Raw genomic sequence first — 23748 nt, forward strand, 5'->3', positions numbered from 1 at the left:
GGACTCTTCGTTCACGGCCGTCTACTCGATTAGTGGCTTTTATTCATTTTTTTAGTTTAATCAGCATATATTGGTAAATCTTATACTCTTTCCAAAGGACTTCACCAAAATTCAACCATCTATCAATAATTTGTTCATTGGAATTAAGCGCCTTTTGTGAAACATTATTTTCACTCAATTCATTCAAAAGAGACATTGACTCCTTTAGATTAATCATTTCCGTTGTAGGTTGACCATTTCTGAATTTTAAGAAGTCATAAATTGTTTGTCCGAGATTTTGTTCGTTATCAAGTCTAGTTGGTTCGTGAAAGCAGATTTCTTTGCCAGATTCTAAATAGCTATATCTGTGTTTATGCGTTGTAACCTCTGTATGAGGTGGAATAACAATATGCTCTCGAAGAATCGGAATATTTTGAAATCTGATACTCCCCGTTTGAGTTAAGATATTTTGTGTTTGTTCGAAAAAAGGGTCATGTCTATACCAATGCCAAGGTCTCCAAGATAATAAGGAAGACATATGCACTGCTAACAAATATGCTGTTCTATTGAGGAATAATGGTGCTGTGTAAAAAGCCTTTCCTTTTCCTGCTTTATCCAATTTATTTTTCAAATCAAAAAGTATATTGTGCTGGAAATCCTTGTGTTTAGGTTTCTTTGCTCTTAATTCAAAGTATAATGTTCTTGGAGAGCAGTTAGCCTTTAAGGCTTTTCTATCTTTTATGAATTGTGCGGAGCTGTAATCAGGATATGCTAAAGACCTTTTGAATTGAATATATATTGGACTAATAGAATCAATTCCCACATCAGCTCCATAGATCCTTTCTTCACTCTTGGAAAGAGGAACCATCGCAAAAGGAGCTCTAGGAAAACGAGTAATAGTCAACATACTCTGAACCATAAAACCTACAAGGTCTTCTGTGAAGTCTGGAATTATTTGGTTGGATTTACTCATTTTGTTTTAATTGCCACTAACGTATTTGTATAAGAATAGTGCAGTTTTGAGTCAGAGGATTTTCCGTAGGAAAATCAGAGTGACCAAATACGCGCTAACTTTTGGTTTTGTACTAAACTACGCATTATTTTTTACGGTGTTGGCAATAGTTTTTAATTCAGATTATAAATTTCTTTAGCATATCTATTTAATGCTGATTTAATTTCGTCTTTAAATTTCGTGTTATTAGCAAGAAACAATATTGAATTTGATGAAACCATATTTAAAAACAGAAAATCATTTTTAATATTTACAATGTTATAATGTTCAGTAACATTATCTTTTGTGATTAAAATACTATTGTTGTCTATAATTAATTCATATTCTGCGCGTTTAACAATTCCGTTTGTTGTAATTAGTAGTTCATTGTTGTTTCTAAAAGTGAAAAGGATGTTATCATTCGGCTCATTAGTAATTATCCAGCTGCATCCTGTTAAGTAAGATTTACTAATTTTCTTTTCTATTGATTTTTTAGTTTTATTAAAAGTTGTGTTCACTAATGCTGAAGTATTTTCAGTTGATTTATTGAAATTCCGTGTGAAATTGTTGATTTTTTCTTGAGATTTTTGCTTTCCAACTGCTATGTTCCAAATAGCAAAAATTATAGCTCCGAGTATGATTACGAGTATGATTAATATTATTATGTATTCCATTTTATTTAGATTCTGGTTAGTTTTCTCAAATTATCGCCAACGGCAGTCTGTCTCAAAACTACCGATTATATTTTAAAAATAGTTGGATTTGGTGTATAAAACAAATTAATTTGATATTGGTTTGTTCTATGGTTAAGGAAGCTTAGAAAGCTTGATTTCAAGTTTAACAAGGTAAAAAAGTAACTTTTAGAAAACAGAAACTAGAAAAAGGAACGCTAAAAGGTAATTACTTTACCAAGCGTAGAGATTGTAAGGGCTGCCCAATAAAACAGCAATGTATTGGCAAGAGTCATGAAAATCGGATCAATATTACCGCTTACCGGAAAGAATATGAACGTAATATAGCTCGGGTAAACAGTCCACAGGGACGTTATATGAAAGCCAAGCGACAAAGCACCGTAGAGCCCGTTTTTGGAACACTTACCCAGTTTATGGGTCTTAGAAAAATCAATACCATAGGCATCAAACAGGCGAATAAGTGTATGCAGCTCGCTGCCATAGCTTACAATTTGAAGAAGTATCTGAAATTCATTGAAAACCAAACTCTTTAATTCTTACTGATGAAGATTATAATAATTATGAGGGTAGAAATGCTTATTTAGCTGCTAAATTGCTTACAATTTTCATCGAAAATCCAATTATTTTTATTGGATATAGTTTAGATGATAAGAATATTCAATCAATTCTTAAATCCATTATTAAGTGTTTAACTAAAGAGAAAATTGAAAAATTAAAAGATAGGTTAATATTTTGTCAATGGACTCCAAATTCCATTGAAACAGAAATGTCTGATAGTACTTTACTAATATCGGATACAATAATACCTATCAAATTAATAACTACGAATGATTTTATTGATGTTTATACCGTTTTGGCTAATAATAAGAGAAAACTTCCCATTAAAATTTTAAGGCAGATGAAAGGTATGGTATATGATTTTGTGAAATCAAATAATTCAAAGTCTAAAATTTATGTAACAGACAATCTTGAAAATATTGAAAACATTCATAATGCAGAGTTTGTTTATGGTGTAGGACTAAAAGATAGGTTTGCAGAAGTCGGCATAAAAGGAATTGAACTTAAGGATGTTCTTTTAGATTCGATTAAATCTAGGGAATGGGATGCTATAAAAATATCAGAATTATGTTTACCTTTTTTAAATGGAAAATATATTCCTTATTTTAAGCATTTGAGAGCTGCTGGCTATTTAAATGATAATAATAATATTGATGAAGATAACGAAACAACTGAGTTTTCTCCAGAATTTATAAAAAAAGTGAATGATGTCAAAACAGAAAGTTTCTACCCATCTGCTAGCTATGTTAGAAAAAAAGAAGAAATTAATAAGAGTTATAAATCTTTACATGACTTGATATCAACAAATAATCAAATACATATTTTAATGTACACTCCGTTTAGCAAAGCAAGTCGCCCGGGAGAATACGTGGCATTTTTCACCATACAAATACCTACCATGGAAGGTCCTGGAATTGTATTTCTAGGTTGTGACGCCTATAGCGAGTTTGGTTTTCATACTGGTGTTGAAGAAGATGAATCCCCTGCAAATATTTTAAAGCATATTTACTTGTTAACTGAGGATGAAAAATTTGTTATCCACAGAGATAAAGGATTTACTTTAGTTCTAGATCGCTATGAGGAATTATCAGAAAGAATAGAAGGCATCATTAAACCTGTTAATGGTCGATTATTGTTTAATAAAAAGTTTCACGACAAAATTACGAAGCCCATGCGAGAGGGATTTCTGAAACACTGAAACTATGAGATTCATCAGAAGGAAATAACACTTCAAACAATTAGGTTATATCCCTTTAAAAATAGACTGCACTTCCCGGTGGGTTTTCTGAAAATGCATGGCCAAGTCTGCATCAGAAACCTGATGTTCCTGTTTAGGCTTATCTTTTAAAATGGGCTGTAACTGAAAACATACCTTTTTATCCTTTCCATCAGCAAAGGCGATAAATTCCCCTTGTTTTAGTTTAAAGAATATTTCGGCTCTACGTTTAGAAACCTCGCGTTCCCCTTTGGTAATACGGCTTTCAAAACTCATACCACTACTTTTGCTAATACTTCTAGTGGGCGTTTTAATCATTTCAAAAAAACGTTCATAATATTTAGCGGTATCTGGATCATTCACCTTTCCAAAAAACTGATACGACAAATTGCTTAAAATAGCCTTGCTCGCCTTATCCCCATATAGCAGATCGTTCTGCACTTTATCCTGCATCACATAGACGGTACAAATATCATAACTGCGGAGTGTTGCCGGAACACGGTGCATATTGGGCAATTTTAAAGTTGGAGCCTCTTCCATAAGTAAAAACGAGGAGGCTTTACCCCGTAGGCTCATTTGCTTGATGATAGTATGCATCACCATGGCAATGACAGGCGAATAGGTCGAATCATATTTAGGGTTGTTCACCAAGGCAATTACCGCAGGGTTTTCGGGGTTATTGATATCCAAAGACACTTCATCTTTAGACAATACGTAAAACAATTTTTTGGAACTGATTTTTTTAAAAGCATTCGCCAAGGTACTTTTGACTCCAGCAGTTTGTTTTTCAGATTCAATCCCGTTAATAAAAGCACTCGCCATACTTCGGGAGGTCAGATCGGACTTTAAAAATGCCACTAATTTTTTGGTATTCAAGGTCTGAAACAAGGCAATAATATGGGGCAGGGTACAGAAATCAGGGTAGGCCGTTTTCATTTTCCATATCATACCACTGAGTAGGCCTTCCACAGCATCAGAGAAAAATTTATTACTACCGCTATTTTCCGATAGGTTCTGTTCCAATAAGTTTTCCATGAGGACTCGCGACAACTCATTAACACTTTCCTCGTTGGGCAAATACTGTGGCGCGATAGGATTTAGCCGAAAATGAATCTCATCAAAGGCGATGGTATAAAAAGGCATTTCAACAGCTTTGAACAATGGAAAGGCCATTTCAGTGAGTTCGAAATCCTTATAATCATGGATGACCCCACAAAAACCATTTTGACTAAAATGTTGCAAAAAATTATAGACCACGCTTTCAGTTTTACCACTACCTGCCGAACCAATGATAGATGCGCCCCTTCTTATATTATCAATTTTAAAGTTGCCGTTTTTTAGTTTGAAGCGCACCTTGTATTTCTTATGAATTTGTTCCTTTTTTTCACCATAAAAAAGTCCATACAAAACAGCCCCCACAAATAATATTGGAGAAACAATATACAGGATGATATGTTCAAGCTGCCAATTCATATGCCAATAGATCCAGATTCAATAGCCTTACCAATGCCTTTTTTCAGGGTGTTAATGGCTTTCATAGTGAGTTGGAGTTTATTGGTAGGGATACTGAGTAATGATGTATTCACGCCTGTTTTTTGCAGCAGTTTAAAAGCCATTGCCCTTTCGTTTGTAGGTAGTTTGGTAATCATGGAAAAATACTGCTTGGGGTCTTTTAAAAAGGTTTTACGGGCGGTGTAAGATTCCACATAATTGCGTTTGTAATTGAATAGGGTATCAAAGGTTTTTTCGGCATTCTTATAAAAAGCATCCCGATCGAATCCGCGCTTTACAGTTTTGCCATTCATTTCTACTTCAGAAGCTTTGTATTTGCTTCCCGGAGACAAGCTATAACGATTTGATGCATCTTTGCGACTGACAATAATATGAATATGGCTTTGAGGTCCGGGCTTAGGCATATCTCTAACAATACGTTTACCATGCAATTGATATGGTGCTTCACGTTCCAGACGCTCAATGGCTTTTTGCAGCTTTTTGATATCGCCTGCCGTTTCTCCACGCTGAATGCTTCGCATCTGTAGTTTTAACTCTAAGATTTTAGTGGCATAAGATTGGTTTTCTTGAATTTCTTTATCCGAACCTTTAAAGGTGCGTTGGCGTTCCACTTTGGCGAAATATTTAATATCATCGATATTGACTGGTTTCCCATCGATGTCCCGGTTAAAAGCTTTAGCGTACTCTTTCATGGCTTCCCTTGTGTATTGTTTTAAAGCTTCAGGAGAATCCTGAATAGCTTTCAGCTCACGCTGACTTGGATTCAGGGTAATGGAATAAAATTTGGGCTCTGTTTTTTTTAGTTTAGCCGTATTGTTATCAATTTCTTTGATGACCTGTTCAGCGGAGATTTCATTATGATGTTGATCAAAAAAATGCTCTAGTTCAGGCATGGGTTTCCCTTCATTCTCCTTTTCGAGATAGTCTATAAAAGCGGCAGCACTTTGACCAAAGTTTCCACTAAGACTTTGTGCGGTGATGGTGATGTACATGATTCAATGATTTTTTTATGTTTTCCAATTCATCTTTATCCATATTTAGTTTATGATACCCTTTCCCAAAAGTTCCTTTCACATGATGCAATCGACTTAGTAGGATATCTATATTATTTTTATACCTGCTCAATTGCTGTTGCATCTCTTCAAATCGGTTTCGGTAATGTTCCAATTCGGTATCCCTGGTAATGGTTTCAGGAGTACCAAAATCAAAAGCATCTTCAGTCATTTCTATTTCCTCTTGTTCTTCTGATTGTGTTATTTCCTGAAAGAGCGTATCCAGCATCGCTTTGGTGGGGAGGGTCTGTTGTTTTTCTATGTTCCGAATGATAGCAATCAGGGCATTAATTCGTTTTTTAGTGTCATCCGCTTTTATTCCAAGATTATCATTAGGGTCAAGATTGTTCCATTTGAAGAAGTTCAACATAGCTTCTAGTGTTTCAGAATGTGATTTGGAAATATCTTTGGAGAAGACACGAAACCGTTCGGCAATATCTTTTTTGACATTGATCCCTGAGAAGCCGTATGTTGAAAATTTCTTCATTTTGCTGCAAAAAATTGCCTGTTTATCATGGGTTTCAGAAGTTTTGCTGCAAACTCCTGAAAATCAGTATAATCATCATGGTTGTAATTGATTGAAAATCAATTAATTGAAAACAACAAGCAAATCGAAACACCGCATCGCGTGTTACCCTCTTGCTCTTCCGCTCCCGTCCCTAAAAGGGACGAAACCAACAGACATCCACTACCAGTGGATGCAATATTTTAAATCTGATTTTAAGGTCATCTTAGGAAGGTCAAATCAATTTTTGTAATGACCAAAGTATTACGCTATTAATTTGATTAAAGATACAAAAAACTTTGAAGGTAGAATGGAATTGTGGAATTGCAAATAAAATCCACATTAAAAGTTAAGCCATAAATAAATATTTCAAACGTCAAAAATAATCCTTGATTTTTTTTAGAAAGAACTATACGTCAAGATATCAACCCTAGGATTGCTGCATCATTTTATTAATTAATATCATTATTAGAAGGTTTATTATAATTATTCATGTCCTCTAATTTTTTCGAAATCGAACAGATTATTTTTCTTAAAAAATCTGAGGGTTTAAATTCTAAATCTTTCAACAAAGACAACACTTTATCAAATGCAATAAAAGTGATAAAAGATTGTAAAATTATATTATCATAAGCTGCTATCCCAATTAAAAAGCTTTCCTGATATTCTAATACATTAATTACTATCACAGCAAGGAAATAAAGGAAGTATATTAAAAATCTAACATTCCTTTCGGATATAAAATAATCTGTGAGTTCGCGTATTTCATAAGGTCCATACCTTGAATCATTTACTATAGTAGTAAAAAAATAAAATAAATTTCTAATCTGATAGTTAAAGAATACAGCAAAAAACACTGGTATGGTAACTACGCCATAGAGAATGGTTAAATCCGTCGCGAATTCTAAATAACCATTATTATTTAAATAATTGAGTAGGAATAATGGGGTCACGGCTGTAATTATGAAGTATAAACATATAAATAGGAAAACCATAAGAAAGGGAAAAATAACAACCGCAAAAGCAGAAATAACCCCGAGTGGAAATAACACTACATTTGTGATCTTTTGAATCATTTTCTTTTTGAATTGTATTTGAATAATAATAGCAATTATACAAACTATAATATATCCAAAAATATATCCTCCATATGAATGGAAAAATTCTTTCTCGAAACTAACCAACAAAATTAGCTTATAACCTATAAAAAAAATTCCAACTAGTATTAATGTAGATCTAATCTCTTTAAAATAATTCATTATAAAGCGTATAATATAATTCAATGAATATAGAAAAATTATTACAAATATTTGGGTAATTATTTATGAATCGATTCTCTTAGAAAAATTGGTTAATAACAAGTTACTTTATACATTCTCGGATCTAAGAAATTAAATCCCTGAATCTAGTTAAACTCAAAACTAAAACTTTATTTTTGCAACAACGAAAGTACTAAAAACTAATTGGGGTGCTTTAATAGGGGCGTAATTGTTGGATATTATGTGTAATCCACTAAAGTACAGCGATTTACAAAAGTATTTCGAATCCAGTCATCCCGACAAAATGGGTGTCAAGCGACACCAATAAAATGCTAACTATATGATTATCAGTAGCTTTAATTTTTATTGATTTCATATGGTTAGCTTTAAAATCAAAACAAAAGTTACCTATTCGGTTACCCAGGGCAAACGCATCATAAATTTAAAACTTTTAGCAGGTAAGCATTACTCAAGGCTGCTTTGAACCTTTTCCCTTTAACCCCAACCTTTGCTGTCTTTTCATTTTTTAATAGGTTCAATGCTATTTTATTTAAGATTGAAAAGTTTTGAGCGGAGTTCCCAGTTCTTTTTCTAGAAGCATCCTCGGAAAATGCTACATCCAGGGTCCGGTCCCAGAAGCGTCCCAGTGGGTCAGGGTATCCAAGTGTTCTTCGGTGATGGCAAATCCATCCCGGTTTCTCAGTACATTTTCCAGAAGAATCCGAATGGAAAAAGGCAGCCTTGCGACATCGATTCCTCTTTCCTCTAATTTTCTTAGAGAGGCGATTTTATAGCTCATATTTTTTCTTTTGAGGCTTTAAAGTACGAAATAAAAATGAAATTAGGAGGCGAGAGTCGTGTTGACATTCCCCCAGAAACCTCTCAGGTCCGATCCTCCTTCTTTCATACCCTTAAATATTCGATAAAGGGAATTCTCATTAATTTATTAATTCCGCGCGACATTTTTATTTCCAAATCAAAGTTTTAAAATACTTGAGGACCTTCCTAAGCTGCAAGGATATTAAAGAAAAAATATAGAAGATAAACAAGTCCTTTATAACTTTTCCTATATTTGTTATAAATTCAATTATTAGAAAGTATGATCTCAAAATCCTGTAAATATGCAATAAGGGCGACTGTTTTTATTGCTTCCAAGGCCCGTCAGGACGTGAAACTGGGGATGAAGGAGATAGCTGCGGAGATTGAGGCCCCTGCCCCATTTACCGCCAAGATTCTTCAGATGCTCAACAAGAACAGGATAATCACTTCTCTAAAAGGTCCATATGGCGGCTTTTATTGTGAACAGGATCAGTTGGACCTCTCGGTACTGGAGATAGTGAATGCTGTGGATGGTCTTGCGGTTTTCCGAGAATGCATAATGGGGCTACACATCTGCTCTGACGAACATCCCTGCCCTTTGCACCACAAATACGCTGCGAACCGGGACAATTTGCTTAAGACATTTGAGGAGACAAGCATCAGGAGCCTTGCGGAAGATCTTTCCAAAGGCTTTGCTTTCATTAATAATCCTGGATACGAGGGTATATAATACTCCTAACCACCTCTTTCCATTCATCCTTCTGCTTTATTCTCCAACTAATTTTTATAAAGGATATTCTTGTCTTTTATAGGAAAGCTCCTTATCTTTGTATAGAATTTAAAATCCTAAAGTCATGGAAACCAAAAACAAACAAAAACGTAATTTATCAAAGATCATCGGCTTTTTTGGGCTACTCATTGCGATGTTATTGCTTCCGCAAAATAGCTTTGCCCATTGCGATTCTTATGATGGCCCTGTTATTCAGGATGCCTTCAAGGCTTTGGAATCTGATAATGTGGAGCTGGTCTATAAATGGATCAGCGAAGACCAAGAGGCGGAGATCACCTCTCTTTTCAATAAAACCTTAAAGTACAAGAACAGGGATAAGGAGGTATACCAACTTCTAGAGAAACATTTTCTGGAAACTCTGGTTCGTCTGCACCGAGAAGGAGAAGGGGCACCCTACACAGGTCTGAAACCGGCAGGCTCTACCAAGCAGATCATAGGTCTGACTGACACCGCAATCCTTGAAAAAGATCTTCCAACCCTTCTGAATAAGTTGAACAAGCATATCGGGAAGGTGATTAAGGAGAAGTATGAAAAAGTGGCTGCTCTCTATGATGTGAGGGATGAATCTCCTGAAAAGGGTCGCGCTTATGTTGCTGCCTACGTAGATTACACCCATACCATCGAAGCGATCCATGCCCCACTGGAACACAACGAAGCTTCACATCCTGCCCAACGAACAGTACATAAGCATTAAAATTGCAGCCTCATTACCCGCTGGTTTCCCCACCTCGATGAAAGAATCTAGAGAATGTAGTAAGTGTTGATCAGGCCAGATACCCCCTGAAGAGAAGAACTAATAAAAAAGTACAGAAATATGAAACAACGAATAAACTACTCTAAATCAGCTCCGGAAGCCCTGGGAGGGATTATGGAAATGGAAAAATACGCTGCTTCCATCCTGGAGATGTCTTTAATAGAACTTGTAAAATTAAGGGCATCACAAATTAATGGCTGTGCCTTCTGTATTGATATGCATACCAAGGATGCCAGGACAGCCGGGGAAACCGAACAACGGCTTTATACCCTGAGCGTTTGGAGGGAAACCCCGTTCTATAGCGAAAAAGAAAAGGCTGCCCTGGAATGGACTGAGGCACTCACCCTGATCTCAGAAAATGATGTTCCTGATACGGTATATACAGCAGTAAGGGAGCACTTTGAGGAAGAGGAGCTCATCGCCCTGACCATTTGTATCAATGCGATCAACAGCTGGAACAGGCTGGCCATCAGTTTTCGTACCCCTGTGGGAACTTATCAGCCTGCAAAAGGCAAAATTTAAGTATACGTACTATGAACAATAAACCCAAAAAAACAGTCATCATAGGCGGGGGGTTCGCAGGAATCACCGCAGCCAATAACCTGAAGAACTCCAATACCGAGGTCACCATTATAGACAAGGCCAATCACCATCTTTTCCAACCCTTGTTATACCAGGTGGCTACAGGAGCCCTTTCCCCCGGGGATATCGCGGCCCCTATTCGAGCCATCCTGGGTAAGAATTCCAAGATTCGGGTGGTACTAGGCGAGGTGAAAAAGATCCATCCCAGGAAAAAACACCTCAGTCTGGTCAATGGGAGAAAAATACCCTTTGACCAACTGGTGCTGGCACCAGGAGCCCAGTACAATTATTTTGGAAATGAAGAATGGCAGGAACATGCCCCAGGACTGAAGACCATCAGCGATGCCTTAAAAGTACGGGAACGTATTCTCCAATCCCTCGAGGAAGCTGAACAACTCCAGGATCCCCAGCAACGGCAGATGCATCTGACCTACGTCATCATCGGGGGCGGTCCAACTGGTGTTGAAATGGCAGGAGCCATTGCGGAGATAGCCAAACGAACTATGCGTAACGGCTTTAAAAATGTCAAGGAAGAGGAGATACGGATCTTTCTTGTCGAGGCTGCTCCAAACATTCTAAATGGATTCCCAGAACCCCTGGGAGATAAAGGTAAAGATATGCTGGAAGAGCTGGGAGTAAAAGTGCTTAGAGGAACCCCGGTGGTAAAAATAGAACGAGATACAGTACACCTGAAGGTAGGAAGCATCCACAGTAGCAATATCATATGGGCTGCGGGAATAAAAGCTTCTCCCCTGCTGGATTCCCTCCAGGTGGAACAGGATCGACTTGGCCGGGTTTTCGTCAATGGCGACCTCAGCATTCCCGGATATCCAGATATTTTCGTACTAGGGGATGCAGCCCATTTCAAGGACCCCTCCGGAAAACCCCTACCCGCCCTGGCATCAGTGGCCCGACAACAGGGAATTTATCTGGGAAAACAACTCGCCCGGAAAGAGAAAGGTAATTACCTACCTCCCCACTTCCGTTATATCGATAAGGGAACCATGGCTACCATTGGAACAGCAAAAGCAGTAGCCAACATCAGGGGACTCAAGTTCAGTGGCTTCTTCGCCTGGGTACTTTGGTCAACCATTCATATCCTCCTGCTGATCGGTTTCAGGAACAGAATAAATGTTTTTGTGGAATGGGTATGGAATTACATCACCAGGAAGAGAGGTGTTCAACTTATAACCGACAGATCCAGATGCAGACATTGTAGTAATAATGAAGTTCAAGTGGGAAGAAAGAAGAGCATTTAAAGAGAAATTTTAAATACAGAATATTCCGGAACCTGAGATGGTTAAGATTTCCCATTACTGATCGTAATCTCTCGCCAGCTCTTAGGGCAAATAAAGAAGCTAGAATGAGTTTCGGCTGTGAAGCCTGGTTATTTATTCCCATTTTTCGTTACGAGCCTGACCCGATATGGAATGATTAGCTAATCGGGGGCGCTTTCTGTTCAATTAATATAGGATTAATGCTTATGTCATTGCTGAGATTATTGCCTATGTGAATTCTCCAGGCAGTTGCCAGTATAAACGAAGGAATGTGGGATGCAAGATTAACTGAATTTGCGCAGCAACCGGGAATGGATACCATTAAATGGTTACGTGTAACCGGGGATACCACTTTTGCTATAGGATTTTTTGCCTTAATATGGTTTGTTTTCTCACTTAAAAGTGGCAGAGAAGCAGAGAAAGAATTAAAAATTAAAAGCTATGGATATTTACACAAAAATAATGGAGTTCCTCAAAAAACCCAAAGAAGAAACAAGGGACAGTGCACCCGAAGGTTTATGTGCAGTATGTTGGGGATATCAGGAATATGATAAGAAGATCCGAACCATCTTTGAAGACAAGCAAATCGATGTCAACAACCATTCCTATAAATACATGCGGATCCAGAAAATCCTGAAAGAGCATATTGAAGGCATCAAATTGAAAGAAGGGGAAATACACGATTGTCCCACCTGCAGCGGGAAGGGAGCGAATGAATAAATTTATTCAGGACCAGGGGGGTATTTTAATAGTAGAAAATAGAAATCTTCGTAAAATAAATTAATGGTGAAACTAAAAATGCAAAATCCCATTTTAGGGGACTTGATTTATAAAAATAGCGAATCGTTCTAAATTTTCAGGAATAGTATAAGTAGTGAAGCTTTTTTATGCCGTATGTCTATAGGCTAAATATATTCAAGTATCATGAACCTGAGTACAAACGACTAAGGGTCTCTCTACTGACCCCCGAATACTCGGCAATATATTTTTTGGGCACTTTTTGTATTAGATTGGGATAATTGTTTGCAAATTCTTCATATCGCTGTTGTGGATTGCTAGACAGAAGAGAGATTATCCTTTGTTGCAGAGATAAACAGCCATTGGTGAGTTTAACTCTAAAGAAATGCTCCATTTTAGGCAAAGTCAAAGCTAGCTTCTCTCTTCCTTCCAATGTAAGGCATAACACTTCCCCTGCTTCCATACATAGAACATTCATAGTAGCTTGTTTTTGGTTGAAGTAGGCTATATAATCTGACATCCACCAATTTTTTATAGCAAATTGAACTATATGCTCTTTTCCATTTTCATCAAGGTAAAAAACCCTAAAGATTCCATGCAGAATTAGAAATTCATATTTTGCTTCTTCCCCTTGCTGGATTAGGTATTGGTTTTTTAAAATTTTTCTTGTCGTAAAAAAAGCTTAATTTGTTCAAATTCTTCATCTTTGATAGATGTAATATTTTCTATAAATCGTATGTTTTATACTACATCTACTTTTGAGCAATAGCAAAAAAATAAGGTAATCTTCAAAAATACATATTTTAGAATACTGGTAATCTTAATGACCTTCTAAAGTTGGTTTAATGAGAGTTAATCATTACTCTAAAAACAATCTGATAATTCTGTTCAATTTATTGGTTCACTTACCTTAATTTTGTTGTTTTTATTTGAATCAATTTTCAGGCCCTATGAACGTCCAAAAAAAGACAAATCAGGCTACCGCCTATAGCATATTAATCGGCATTAGTTTTGCACACTTGCTCAACGATTCTATACAATCTTTAATACCTGCCATTTATCCCCTTTTAAAGGACGAATTCACCCTCTCGTTTGCTCAGATAGGTCTGATTCAGTTAACTTTTCAATTCACCGCAAGCATACTGCAACCCTTTGTTGGTGCCTATACTGATAAGCACCCGCAACCCTACTCCATCGCTTTTGGAATGTTTTTATCCCTTGCAGGTTTAGTCTATATAGCATTTGCATCAGATTATACAGGAATATTACTTTCCGCAGCCCTAATAGGGGCGGGATCATCGGTATTCCACCCAGAATCTTCAAAATTGGCCAACATGGCCTCTGGTGGAAAACGTGGCCTAGCTCAGTCCATATTCCAAGTTGGTGGAAACACTGGCAGCGCAATAGGACCAGTTATCGCAGCAGCAATTGTTGTTGCGTATGGAAGAAATTATGCAGCCTATTTTGCCATATTCGCATTAGTAGCAATTGTGGTTCTAATTTACACAGGACGCTGGACTAAGAGAAAGCTAGAAGAATTTAAAACATTAAAGAAAAACACCCTCACAGAAGACTTCAATACCCATTTATCCAAAAAGATGGTATACAGGTCGGTAGGTATTCTTTTTGTGCTTATTTTTTCAAAGTACATTTATATGGCCAGTATAAGTAGTTATTTCACCTTTTACCTCATTGAGAAATTTGATGTATCAGTCGCAGACTCCCAATTGTTTTTATTTGGTTTCCTTGCCGCGGCAGCTGTAGGAACCTTTTTCGGTGGCCCATTGGGCGATCGATACGGTAGAAAGTATGTCATATGGTTTTCAATACTTGGTGCAGCTCCATTCGCATTATTAATGCCTTATTTAGATAGTTTATTCTTAACCTCTGCCTTTAGCATTATTATTGGTTTTATACTTTCATCGGCATTTCCAGCCATCATAGTGTATGCTCAAGAACTAATGCCTGGAAAAATTGGAATGATTTCTGGATTGTTCTATGGGCTTTCCTTTGGTATTGGAGGAATCATGGCTGCTCTACTAGGTGTTCTAGCGGATTATAAGGATATCTACTTTGTGTATTACCTGTGTTCGTTTATGCTACTTTTAGGTCTTGTTGCTTATTTCTTGCCTAACTTAAAATCCTTGGCAGAAAGCGACGCGGAATCAGCTTAATTTAGGAGAAGCTTAATAGCATTGATAAATAAACACTTCTTAGAAATATCGATTTAAGAAGAATCCAGATTAAATTTCACTTTGTAGCTAAAAGTGCTTTTCATCCCTAGAAAAGAAGCTGTATATTTGGTCGTTTTAAATCATACATTATGCTAAGAAAGTTTCTTTGGATGCTGATAATTTGCACAGCTCCTATGTATCTTATTGCTCAAGAAAAAAAACAAAAAGACGAGCAATGGAATGTTTCAGATCCCTATACAGATCAATGGAATATCAAAGAAGTTCCCCTTAAAACCAATGAGGGTACTTGGATGAATCTCGATGTAAGTCCTGATGGGAAATTCATCGTATTTGACCTATTAGGCGACATCTATAAAATGCCTATTTCCGGTGGTAAGGCCAAAGCACTTCGCTCGGGAATGCCTTTTGAAATACAGCCAAGGTTCAGTCCTGATGGAAAGAAAATAGCATTCACTAGCGATGCTGGTGGAGGCGATAATATATGGATCATGGATGCCGATGGCAGACAGGCCAAACAACTGACAAAAGAAACCTTTAGATTATTAAATAATGCTGTTTGGACTGCTGATGGTAATTCAATCATCGCCCGTAAACACTTTACCTCATCAAGATCATTAGGAGCTGGTGAGATGTGGCAGTACCATATCGCAGCAGAAGGTGGCTATCAATTAACAGAAAGGAAAAACGACCAACAGGATGTCAATGAACCTAGCACCTCCTCTGATGGACGCTATTTGTATTACAGTGAAGACATGTATCCAGGTGGATATTTCCAATACAATAAAGACCCTAACTCACAGATATATGTAATCAAACGTTATGACCTCAAAACAGGCAAAACCATTACAGTTACAGGAGGACCGGGTGGAGCAGCAAGACCTCAGGTATCCCCTGACGGAAATCTTCTAGCTTTTGTTAAGCGCGTTAGAACTAAATCCGTATTGTTTATCCACGATTTAAACACTGGAGAAGAGTGGCCAGTTTATGATCAACTAAGTAAAGATCAACAAGAAGCTTGGGCTATATTTGGAGTATATCCAGGATTCGATTGGATGCCTAACAACAAAGAACTTGTTTTCTGGAGTGAAGGAAAAATTAAAAGAATCAATATTGAGGATTTAACCGTAAATGATATTCCATTTGAGGTAGATAATGTGATAAACATTGCTGAGACTCATTTAGTCCAGCACCCAGTATTTCAAGACACTTTCAAGGCTAAAGTTATCAGAAATGCGACCACTTCACCAGACGGAAAAACCTTGGTATTTAACGCTGTTGGATACCTTTGGAAGAAAAGCCTACCTAAGGGTAAACCTGTTAGATTAACACAAAGCCAAGAATTTGAATTCGAACCTTCATTTTCTCCTGACGGAAAACAGATTGTTTATGTGACTTGGAGCGATAAGGATTTGTCCTCTGTTCGTAAATTATCCCTAGCAGATGGGTCTGTAACAGAATTAACCACTGAAAAAGGAATCTACAGAAACCCCTCATTTTCAAATGATGGTAAAAAGATTGTCTTTGTAAAAAAGAGTGGAAACAACGATTTAGGACATACCTATGGTAAGGAATCAGGAATTTATTTAATGTCATCCGAAGGTGAAAACATCAGAAAAATATACCATCAAGGTGACTTTCCAGTATTTAATCTCGATGATAGCCGCGTATTTATTCAAACTGGCGGTGCTATGATGGGTGGTATTACCAAAACCTTAAAAAGTATAGACCTTCATGGTGAGGATGAGCGAGTATTAGTGAGTTCTAAATACGCCAATAGATTGGTTCCTAGCCCCGATAACAAATGGATTGCTTTTACCAATTTACATAAAGCATACATTGCTCCACTTGTTTTAACTGGTCAAACTATTGAATTAGATCCTAAAACAAAGTCCGTTCCTGTTACTCAAATCACCAAAGATGCAGGACTGAATTTACATTGGTCAAATAATAGCCAAAACATTCACTGGACACTTGGAGACCAATACTATACTAATGAAGTCTCACAACGGTTTACCTTTTTAGAGGACTCTCCAAAAAAGGTAGGGCCAATTACGGAAATAGGAATCACTATTGATCTAGAAGTAACAACAGATGTTCCTAGTGGCTCCATTGCATTTACAAATGCACATATTATCACCATGGAGGGTGATAAAGTAATTGAAAACGGGACGATCTTAATACGCGAGAACAAAATTGAAAAAATAGGTTCTTCCGATGAGATAACCTTACCAGCTGATGCTAAAGTTTACGATCTACAAGGCAAAACCATCATGCCTGGTATAGTAGATGCACATGCGCATATAGGCGCGTTTCGTTATGGATTAACGCCAGAGCAACATTGGCCATCATTTGCAAACCTAGCTTATGGTGTTACAACGGTACACGATCCTTCAGCTTTGAGTGAAACCATTTTCAGTATGGCTGAATTGGTAAAAAGTGGAGATATGGTAGGCCCACGAATATTCTCAACAGGTATTATTCTCTATGGAGCAGATGGTGATTTCAAAGCCGAGATTAACGGTTTAGAGGATGCAAAATCCGCTATTCGTAGAACTAAAGCCTTTGGTGCTACATCTGTTAAGAGTTATAATCAACCTAGAAGAGAACAACGCCAGCAGATCATGCTGGCTGCCAAAGAATATGACATTAATGTGGTACCAGAGGGAGGAAGTACCTTTTATCACAATATGACTATGATTATGGACGGTCATACAGGTGTTGAGCACAACATACCGATAGCCCCTATATACAAAGATGTTCTTACATTATGGGGTGAAAGTAATACGGGTTATACCCCGACTCTCATTGTGAATTACGGTGGTATCAATGGTGAATATTATTGGTACGACAAAACCAACGTTTGGGAGAATGAAAAACTCTTAAATTTTACTCCAAGAGCATTAATTGATTCCAGGTCAAGACACCGAACTAAGATTCCAGACCAGGAGTATGAAAATGGACCAATCTTAGTTTCTCAAACTGTTAAAAAACTATCAGACGCAGGGGTTAAAGTAAATCTTGGTGCTCATGGGCAGCTTCACGGTTTAGGAGCACATTGGGAACTATGGCTGTTGCAAATGGGCGGTATGAGTAATTTTGAAGCCTTACAAGCAGCAACTATCAACGGTGCTCAGTACATTGGAATGGGAGAAGAAATCGGTTCCTTAGAAGAAGGTAAACTCGCGGATCTTATTGTATTAGAAAAAGACCCTTTAGAGGATATTTCGAACTCAAACACCATCATTTACACCATGGTCAATGGTAGGTTGTATGAGGCAGAAAACATGAATGAAATTGGAAATCACCCCAAAGAAAGAGGTGAGTTTTACTGGGAAAATTCAAAGAGTAATGCTGCTTTTCCATGGCATCAAAGTACGCATAGTTTTACAGCACCAGGCTGTAGTTGTCAGTAGCCTCTTTATAGTATAATATAATTCACCCTCTAGGAATTTATGATTCTTAGAGGGTGAATTTATTTTAGTTAAACTATAAATTTTATGATTTCGAATTTTTAAAATCTTTTACCCCAACTGTAATGGCGTAATCCAATGTATTTTCTTTTGGCACTATGGGACATGAATACTTTTCATCATATGCACAATAAGGATTATACGCCTTATTAAAATTGATTACAATGAAATCACCCTTAGGAATAGTTAGGTCTAAATAACGTCCTCCACCATAGGTTTCCTCCTCATTAGTTAGATCAGAAAAAGGCAAAAACAAATAATCCTTAAACTCTTCAGTTTCTCTTAGTTGAAGATTTTGATAAACATTAAGCTTAAATGCTTTACCGTGGATTTCAAAGCTAACAACACCAAATAGAACTTCTTGGCTCATTCTTTCGGTGGTAGTTGGCATAAAAAATGGTTGTTCATTTGGAGTGCGCTGAAATTTTGCGACTACACTGAAAGTTGTATCAATTGGAAAAAAGGACAGACCATTAAAACTCTCTAGATCCTTCTTCTTTAAAGGGGAACTTTTTGGATTGGAAAATTCCTCATTTATTTTTTTTTGAAACAACACCGCTTGGTCATATGGGTTATCAGCACCCAATGCTTCGGTATCTGTTTTTTCTTGAGTATCGGTTTTTTGATCATGATATTTTTTACCATCCTTACACCCGTAACTCACCATTAAAATCGAAACTAAAACTATCCAAACTCTCATAATACTGAAATTTAGCCCCAAAGTTACAACTAAACTTCTGATTTAGGGTACATTTCAATAGCGTACTTGTAGCCCGTATGACTCTAAAAGTTCATTGTATTCTGGTTGTATCCTTAGTAAGGCAATCTCATGTTGCTTGTCTAATAATTCGGTGGCTGTGAAACCATTTTTAAGCATTTTATCCAAGTAATACAATGCCATTCCATATTCGCTCTTTTTAACGGTGATTCTCAGTATTCCAATATACGCATCGTAATTCTTTTCATCCACCAAGGTCTGCAAAATGGCGATATACAATAAATTATCAAGTTGCTCATCAGAAGTATAAGAATTTGCAAGTTCGCCAGAGGCGACTTCTAAGAAACTAAGCAATCTTGATCCTAAATTTCTTCGCTCCCTTATAGGCGAATTAAGAAAGTTATTTTTAATGCTATTCACTTGTTGTTCCCAATAGGCCAAAGATTCCAATTCACCACTTGAAATGTCTTGCGGAAGAAAGCTAATATAATCCATGTACTTATAAGACTCGATTCTTCGAACCTCATTCCAATTGTTTCGTTGTTTTCTAAAATTTTTATGCTTACGAATGGCTTTTTCTAAAGCTCTTAAATTATCTTTTTCGATGGAGAATCTGTAATTGGTTTGGTTGAGCTTCATATCATTATATGCTCTATAAACTAGGTTCTCTTCTAATAGATCTTGGTTAAATCTTAGCTCCATCCTAAAATATTCATCCAATTTTTCTGCCCCTTCTGGGCGCATATTTTTATTGATAGCTTTAACACTTACTAAACGAACGGCTTTATCGATATATTCCTTTGGTGGCCACTTGTGTCCTCCAGAGAATACTAATAAATTAGCATCAAATTTCTTTTGTTCAAGGTAGTCTAATGCCTGCAGCATTTCATTGTAGTTGAAATCCTGATCTCCGACCATCCCAATGTAAAAAAACTTATTTTCTGTAGGCACATATCCTGGTACATTTGAAAACGATGCACCACATGCAATAACACCTTTAATTTGAGAAGACATAACTGCAATACTCATCGCCAAACGTGCACCTCCAGAAAATCCAGCCAAATAAATCGCATTTTTATCAATGGAATAGCCCCTTATAACTTCACTATAGAAAGTTCTTGATTTTAGTAGATTCTCTTGGTAATTCCCATTTTTTACCTCATCAGGCGATGCAATCACATAGCCATAACGATCCGCTGATTCTTGAAAACGCTTCACAGCCTCTACCGCATCACCAACTGGAGAGAAAACCATAATGACAGGCCACTTTTTATCCTCGCTATATTGCTCGGGAAGATAAACGGCATAGGTGTCTGATGAATTTGAGATTTTAACCGCATCCAAAAGTTGAGCGTTAGATAAGTAAGCTCCTAACAAGCACAGGATTATAATAATTCTTTTCATTTTAAATTTCTATCGGAATTGGCGCAGTTAAAAATTAATAAATAACTGCGTTTTAACTGATGTTAAAATACAATACCTTTGTGTTTTGGCAAAACTATTATGAGAAAGGATTTAAAATTATTTATGGTAATGTTGGGGTGTAAACCCGAAGGTAGGTTCACGGAACAGCATGATATCTTCTTTGGTATTGGATCCTCTCTCAAGGATTTATTGCCTCAGATGATTGAATTTTGGCCCGAGGCCAAGGGTAAAATTCATATTGATGCCTACAGAGAAGTAAATCATGTCGACCGTTACAATGTTATGGTGAAAGAACGGGAAAAAGACTCCAGCCCTCTTCAATTATTTTTCCTTAATCTTGGTGGTTATAAAGAGAATGAATTCGAGGAATACCATTACAAAATCCTGACCATCACTCAATCTAAAGCAGAGGCCGTCAAAAACGCAAAAGAATCTGCTTTCTATAAACATTGTGGATTTGAGGGAGCGCCATCGCATATCGATGATAAGTATGGAGTGGATGTGGACGATATTTATACCATCGAGGAGATCTTATCTGATTCCATAAAGCAAAAATACCAACTGTACTACACCAAATCTTCGGAACAATTGGAAGATGAACTGCATATTGGCTACCTTAAAATCGATAAGCTCAGATAACATAATAAAATTAATCTTATCGGACCTTCCCTAAAAAACTAGAAGTTCTACGGTTGTGTTCAATAGGATTGTGTTCCACGACCTTTGAAAGTACAATGGAGGTGCGAACCTCCCCATAGGTTAATAAACGATCGATAAATTCCTCCAAATGAAATTGGTCGGCTAAAACCACCTCCATCAGTAAATTCTCATTACCTGTGATGCGATAACAATTTCGAACCTCCTTATAGGTTTTTACTTGTTCCATAAATGGCTTTAGCTTGCCCATAAAAGCTTTCAAGGTTACAAAAGCTTTTAACTGGTACCCTGATTGAATATGGTTTATTGCTACTTTATAACCGGTAATAATCCCGAAGTCTTCCATCTTTTTTATACGTTCTGCAACCGCTGGTGAAGACAGCCCAACTTTCCTACCTATTTCAGCATTGGTATAGCGAGCATTTTCTTGTAATAGTCTTAAAATAGACCAGTTTAAATTGTCGTTTTTCATTTTAAATGAAATTTGGAATTTTACCTTAATAGTTAATGCAAATTAACTATTTCTCCTTAAAATCAAAATTAATTATTCGTAAATCTGTAGTATTTTTGGAGTACAAAGCAAACTGATGAAAAAACATTATTCATACTATAAAAAACGACATGTCACTAAGTTACCTGTTTACCGCAAGGCATTACATATCTTTAAGCTTAGCCGTCAAATAGTGGATTTTCTTCGTGGTGATAAATCTGTCCTAGATTTACACAGGTCTTCATGTACATCAGATCAGTTTTCTGAGAAACTCATCATGGCTTCTCTTGGTTTAGCGCCAAAGATTGCCATAGCAGAAAGCTCTCCAGATCCTACGGTCAAACATGCGTCCATTTCTTCAATTGAACGTACCACTGCTGCGATTCTCCATTATTGTGAAAAACTAGAGAGCTCTCATAAACAAAGTAGCGAATTTTTAAATCTACTTCGCACCGAGGTTAGAAAATTTGGCCACCTTCATGATAAGTGGGCAATTGGTCTACACAACAAGAACTAAAGAGTCCTTATTGGTCCATTTTCAATAACTTTTCCTTTTTCTAAGACTAATACATTTTGAACACTGCTTGGGATTTCATCTTTGTGATGTGATACATAGACCATTGTAATATGTTTAGAACTACAAATATGATCCAATAATCCTTTAAAGTATTCAATTTGATCCGCATCCATACCCTGACAAGGCTCGTCTAAAATTAATAACGCAGGTGCTTTAATTAGTGCTCTAAGAAGTAAAATAACACGTTGTTCCCCAAGAGATGCATCTAAAAAGAGAGTGTTTTGTAATTTGGTAAGCTTTACCATTTCCAGCCAAGAAAGTGCCGTAGCCCTTTGATGGGGTGTCGGTGGAGATACTGTACCGATTTCATCGAGATATCCCGAAATGATCACATCTAAGCAACTCAAGGTACTATAAGGTTTTGCATCAGAGGTAATCCCTGGCACACTACTAAGGACTCCTTTACCTCTCATAAAATACAAATGGAGCTCTGGAGATAAGTAACCAATACGGCTTTTTATATCCCATATACTTTCTCCACTACCTCTTTGCCTGTCAAAAAGTTTTAAATCATTGGTATATCCTTGAGGATTATCAGCTGTAACCATACTGAGAAGTGTAGATTTTCCAGCTCCATTGTGCCCCAGTAAAGCCCAGCACTCCCCCTGTTTTACTTGCCAGTTAATATCTATAAGGATTGGGCTACCCTTCATTTGTACATTCACATGGTTCATCGATATAATGGTATCGAAACGATCTGTTTGTTGACCAAGTAACTCATCTACCTCAATAGTGGTATTTATCGCAGTCTCATCTGGGCTTTTTACCTTGACCTGCTGTGGATTTCCCTCTAAGGCTATCTGGCCTTCTTTCAAAAGAAACACCTTATCTATAAAGTCAGGAACTTCTTTTTTTCCACAGATTATAACAAGGCTCAATCCCTGCTTGATAAGCTGCTTGAGTAAGTCAGACAATTGAGCCCGGGCTCCGACATCTAATCCTGTAAAAGGCTGGTCCACAATCAGTAATTCTGGCTGCTCCAAGATCGCTACTATTAACTGCAATCGCTTACGTTCTCCATTACTGAGTTGCATAAGGTTTCTATCCAATAGGTAACGAACCTTAAAGGTATCCAATAGTTCCAAGTCCTCCAAAGACTGCTGCTCTATTGCGAGTCTCTTAAGAAGTTGCTGCAAAAATTCAGGTACAGTCATTGGGTTCTCATAATCGTGAAACTCATAGCGCTTACTATAATAAGTACTACCAAGTCCTGCGATTTCACTAAAGTGATCTTGTTGGGGAACAAATACTGTACGAAAATTATTTTCAACAATCCCTGAGGTTGGATGTACCGATTTAGATATGAGTTTGGCTAGGGAAGTCTTTCCACTTCCAGAAGCCCCAATAATAGCTAGAGACTCTCCAGGGTTTAACTCAAATGTAATATCTTTTAAAACTTGTGTGCTTTTATATAAAAGTGAGGCCTTTTCAAGTCTCAAGCTAGGATAATTTGAAACCATATTTTTTATATTCAAATAAGGTCCGAAAGTAA

At 37.0% G+C, this 23748-nt stretch carries 21 protein-coding genes and 2 pseudogenes; 11 read left to right on the top strand and 12 right to left on the bottom strand.

Annotated features, from left to right (window positions below):
• Positions 1 to 43 precede the first annotated feature (43 nt).
• Both I215_RS11185 and I215_RS11190 read right to left on the bottom strand, forming a co-directional pair.
• A complete protein-coding gene (locus tag I215_RS11185) occupies positions 44 to 952 on the bottom strand; it encodes a hypothetical protein (protein WP_008992075.1) in 909 nt (302 codons plus the stop codon).
• Between the two features lie 152 nt (positions 953 to 1104).
• The gene (locus I215_RS11190; protein WP_008992076.1) at positions 1105 to 1644 is read right to left on the bottom strand and encodes a hypothetical protein; all 540 of its coding nucleotides are present in this window, start codon (positions 1642 to 1644) and stop codon (positions 1105 to 1107) included.
• Between the two features lie 167 nt (positions 1645 to 1811).
• On the opposite strand from I215_RS11190, the pseudogene I215_RS16500 reads away from it, so the two are divergent.
• Positions 1812 to 2180, top strand: a pseudogene (locus tag I215_RS16500) (transposase); the annotation flags it as partial.
• A 14-nt stretch (positions 2181 to 2194) separates the two neighbouring features.
• Positions 2195 to 3418 carry an SIR2 family protein gene (locus tag I215_RS11195; protein WP_083852501.1) on the top strand — a complete coding sequence of 408 codons (1224 nt, stop codon included), beginning with the start codon at positions 2195 to 2197 and terminating at the stop codon, positions 3416 to 3418.
• Positions 3419 to 3463: 45 nt separating this feature from the next.
• Here the strand turns inward: I215_RS11195 and I215_RS11200 are convergent, their stop codons facing one another.
• The 5 genes and pseudogenes from I215_RS11200 to I215_RS15915 all read right to left on the bottom strand — a co-directional run.
• Complete coding sequence (locus I215_RS11200) at positions 3464 to 4909, bottom strand: type IV secretory system conjugative DNA transfer family protein (RefSeq protein ID WP_008992079.1); 1446 nt, start codon at positions 4907 to 4909, stop codon at positions 3464 to 3466.
• Positions 4906 to 5940 carry a MobB family relaxase gene (gene mobB, locus I215_RS11205; RefSeq protein ID WP_008992080.1) on the bottom strand — a complete coding sequence of 345 codons (1035 nt, stop codon included), beginning with the start codon at positions 5938 to 5940 and terminating at the stop codon, positions 4906 to 4908. The genes I215_RS11200 and mobB overlap by 4 nt, the downstream gene beginning before the upstream one ends.
• Positions 5909 to 6487: a BfmA/BtgA family mobilization protein gene (locus I215_RS11210; RefSeq protein ID WP_008992081.1), complete on the bottom strand. Its 579-nt coding sequence runs from the start codon at positions 6485 to 6487 to the stop codon at positions 5909 to 5911. Before I215_RS11210 ends, mobB begins: the two co-directional genes overlap by 32 nt.
• A 470-nt stretch (positions 6488 to 6957) precedes the next feature.
• Positions 6958 to 7764, bottom strand: a complete 807-nt coding sequence (locus tag I215_RS11215; protein WP_008992082.1) for a hypothetical protein — start codon at positions 7762 to 7764, stop codon at positions 6958 to 6960.
• 434 nt (positions 7765 to 8198) lie between these two features.
• A pseudogene (locus I215_RS15915) lies at positions 8199 to 8390 on the bottom strand (transposase); the annotation flags it as partial.
• A 473-nt stretch (positions 8391 to 8863) separates the two neighbouring features.
• Between I215_RS15915 and I215_RS11225 the strand changes: the two are divergent.
• The 5 genes from I215_RS11225 (at position 8864) to I215_RS15920 (ending at position 12706) form a co-directional block, all read left to right on the top strand.
• Entirely contained in the window at positions 8864 to 9313 is a 450-nt protein-coding gene (locus tag I215_RS11225; RefSeq protein WP_008992084.1) for an RrF2 family transcriptional regulator, read from the top strand.
• 193 nt (positions 9314 to 9506) lie between these two features.
• Positions 9507 to 10067, top strand: coding sequence for a DUF6448 family protein (locus I215_RS11230; protein WP_237738956.1), 561 nt, complete (start codon positions 9507 to 9509; stop codon positions 10065 to 10067).
• A 120-nt stretch (positions 10068 to 10187) separates the two neighbouring features.
• The gene (locus tag I215_RS11235) at positions 10188 to 10649 is read left to right on the top strand and encodes a carboxymuconolactone decarboxylase family protein (RefSeq protein ID WP_008992086.1); all 462 of its coding nucleotides are present in this window, start codon (positions 10188 to 10190) and stop codon (positions 10647 to 10649) included.
• Between the two features lie 11 nt (positions 10650 to 10660).
• A complete protein-coding gene (locus tag I215_RS11240; RefSeq protein ID WP_008992087.1) occupies positions 10661 to 11968 on the top strand; it encodes an NAD(P)/FAD-dependent oxidoreductase in 1308 nt (435 codons plus the stop codon).
• A gap of 480 nt (positions 11969 to 12448) precedes the next feature.
• Complete coding sequence (locus I215_RS15920) at positions 12449 to 12706, top strand: hypothetical protein (protein ID WP_237738957.1); 258 nt, start codon at positions 12449 to 12451, stop codon at positions 12704 to 12706.
• A 202-nt stretch (positions 12707 to 12908) separates the two neighbouring features.
• Here I215_RS15920 and I215_RS11250 read toward each other — a convergent pair whose 3' ends face one another.
• Positions 12909 to 13385, bottom strand: coding sequence for a Crp/Fnr family transcriptional regulator (locus I215_RS11250; protein ID WP_202802602.1), 477 nt, complete (start codon positions 13383 to 13385; stop codon positions 12909 to 12911).
• 289 nt (positions 13386 to 13674) lie between these two features.
• On the opposite strand from I215_RS11250, the gene I215_RS11255 reads away from it, so the two are divergent.
• Positions 13675 to 14898 carry an MFS transporter gene (locus I215_RS11255; protein WP_008992090.1) on the top strand — a complete coding sequence of 408 codons (1224 nt, stop codon included), beginning with the start codon at positions 13675 to 13677 and terminating at the stop codon, positions 14896 to 14898.
• A gap of 149 nt (positions 14899 to 15047) precedes the next feature.
• Positions 15048 to 18332: an amidohydrolase family protein gene (locus I215_RS11260; RefSeq protein ID WP_008992091.1), complete on the top strand. Its 3285-nt coding sequence runs from the start codon at positions 15048 to 15050 to the stop codon at positions 18330 to 18332.
• 82 nt (positions 18333 to 18414) lie between these two features.
• Here the strand turns inward: I215_RS11260 and I215_RS11265 are convergent, their stop codons facing one another.
• Positions 18415 to 19089, bottom strand: coding sequence for a DUF1684 domain-containing protein (locus I215_RS11265; RefSeq protein WP_040460291.1), 675 nt, complete (start codon positions 19087 to 19089; stop codon positions 18415 to 18417).
• Between the two features lie 54 nt (positions 19090 to 19143).
• Positions 19144 to 20511 carry a hypothetical protein gene (locus tag I215_RS11270; protein WP_008992093.1) on the bottom strand — a complete coding sequence of 456 codons (1368 nt, stop codon included), beginning with the start codon at positions 20509 to 20511 and terminating at the stop codon, positions 19144 to 19146.
• Positions 20512 to 20610: 99 nt separating this feature from the next.
• On the opposite strand from I215_RS11270, the gene I215_RS11275 reads away from it, so the two are divergent.
• Complete coding sequence (locus tag I215_RS11275) at positions 20611 to 21171, top strand: DUF1543 domain-containing protein (protein WP_008992094.1); 561 nt, start codon at positions 20611 to 20613, stop codon at positions 21169 to 21171.
• A 16-nt stretch (positions 21172 to 21187) separates the two neighbouring features.
• Here the strand turns inward: I215_RS11275 and I215_RS11280 are convergent, their stop codons facing one another.
• A complete protein-coding gene (locus I215_RS11280) occupies positions 21188 to 21661 on the bottom strand; it encodes an Lrp/AsnC family transcriptional regulator (protein WP_008992095.1) in 474 nt (157 codons plus the stop codon).
• Positions 21662 to 21776: 115 nt separating this feature from the next.
• On the opposite strand from I215_RS11280, the gene I215_RS11285 reads away from it, so the two are divergent.
• The gene (locus I215_RS11285) at positions 21777 to 22196 is read left to right on the top strand and encodes a hypothetical protein (protein WP_008992096.1); all 420 of its coding nucleotides are present in this window, start codon (positions 21777 to 21779) and stop codon (positions 22194 to 22196) included.
• Here the strand turns inward: I215_RS11285 and I215_RS11290 are convergent.
• Entirely contained in the window at positions 22193 to 23695 is a 1503-nt protein-coding gene (locus I215_RS11290) for an ATP-binding cassette domain-containing protein (RefSeq protein WP_040460295.1), read from the bottom strand. The two genes, I215_RS11285 and I215_RS11290, sit on opposite strands and share 4 nt — an antisense overlap.
• Positions 23696 to 23748: the final 53 nt, after the last annotated feature.

Source organism: Galbibacter marinus (genome assembly GCF_000300875.1).
Taxonomy (GTDB): Bacteria; Bacteroidota; Bacteroidia; order Flavobacteriales; family Flavobacteriaceae; genus Galbibacter; species Galbibacter marinus.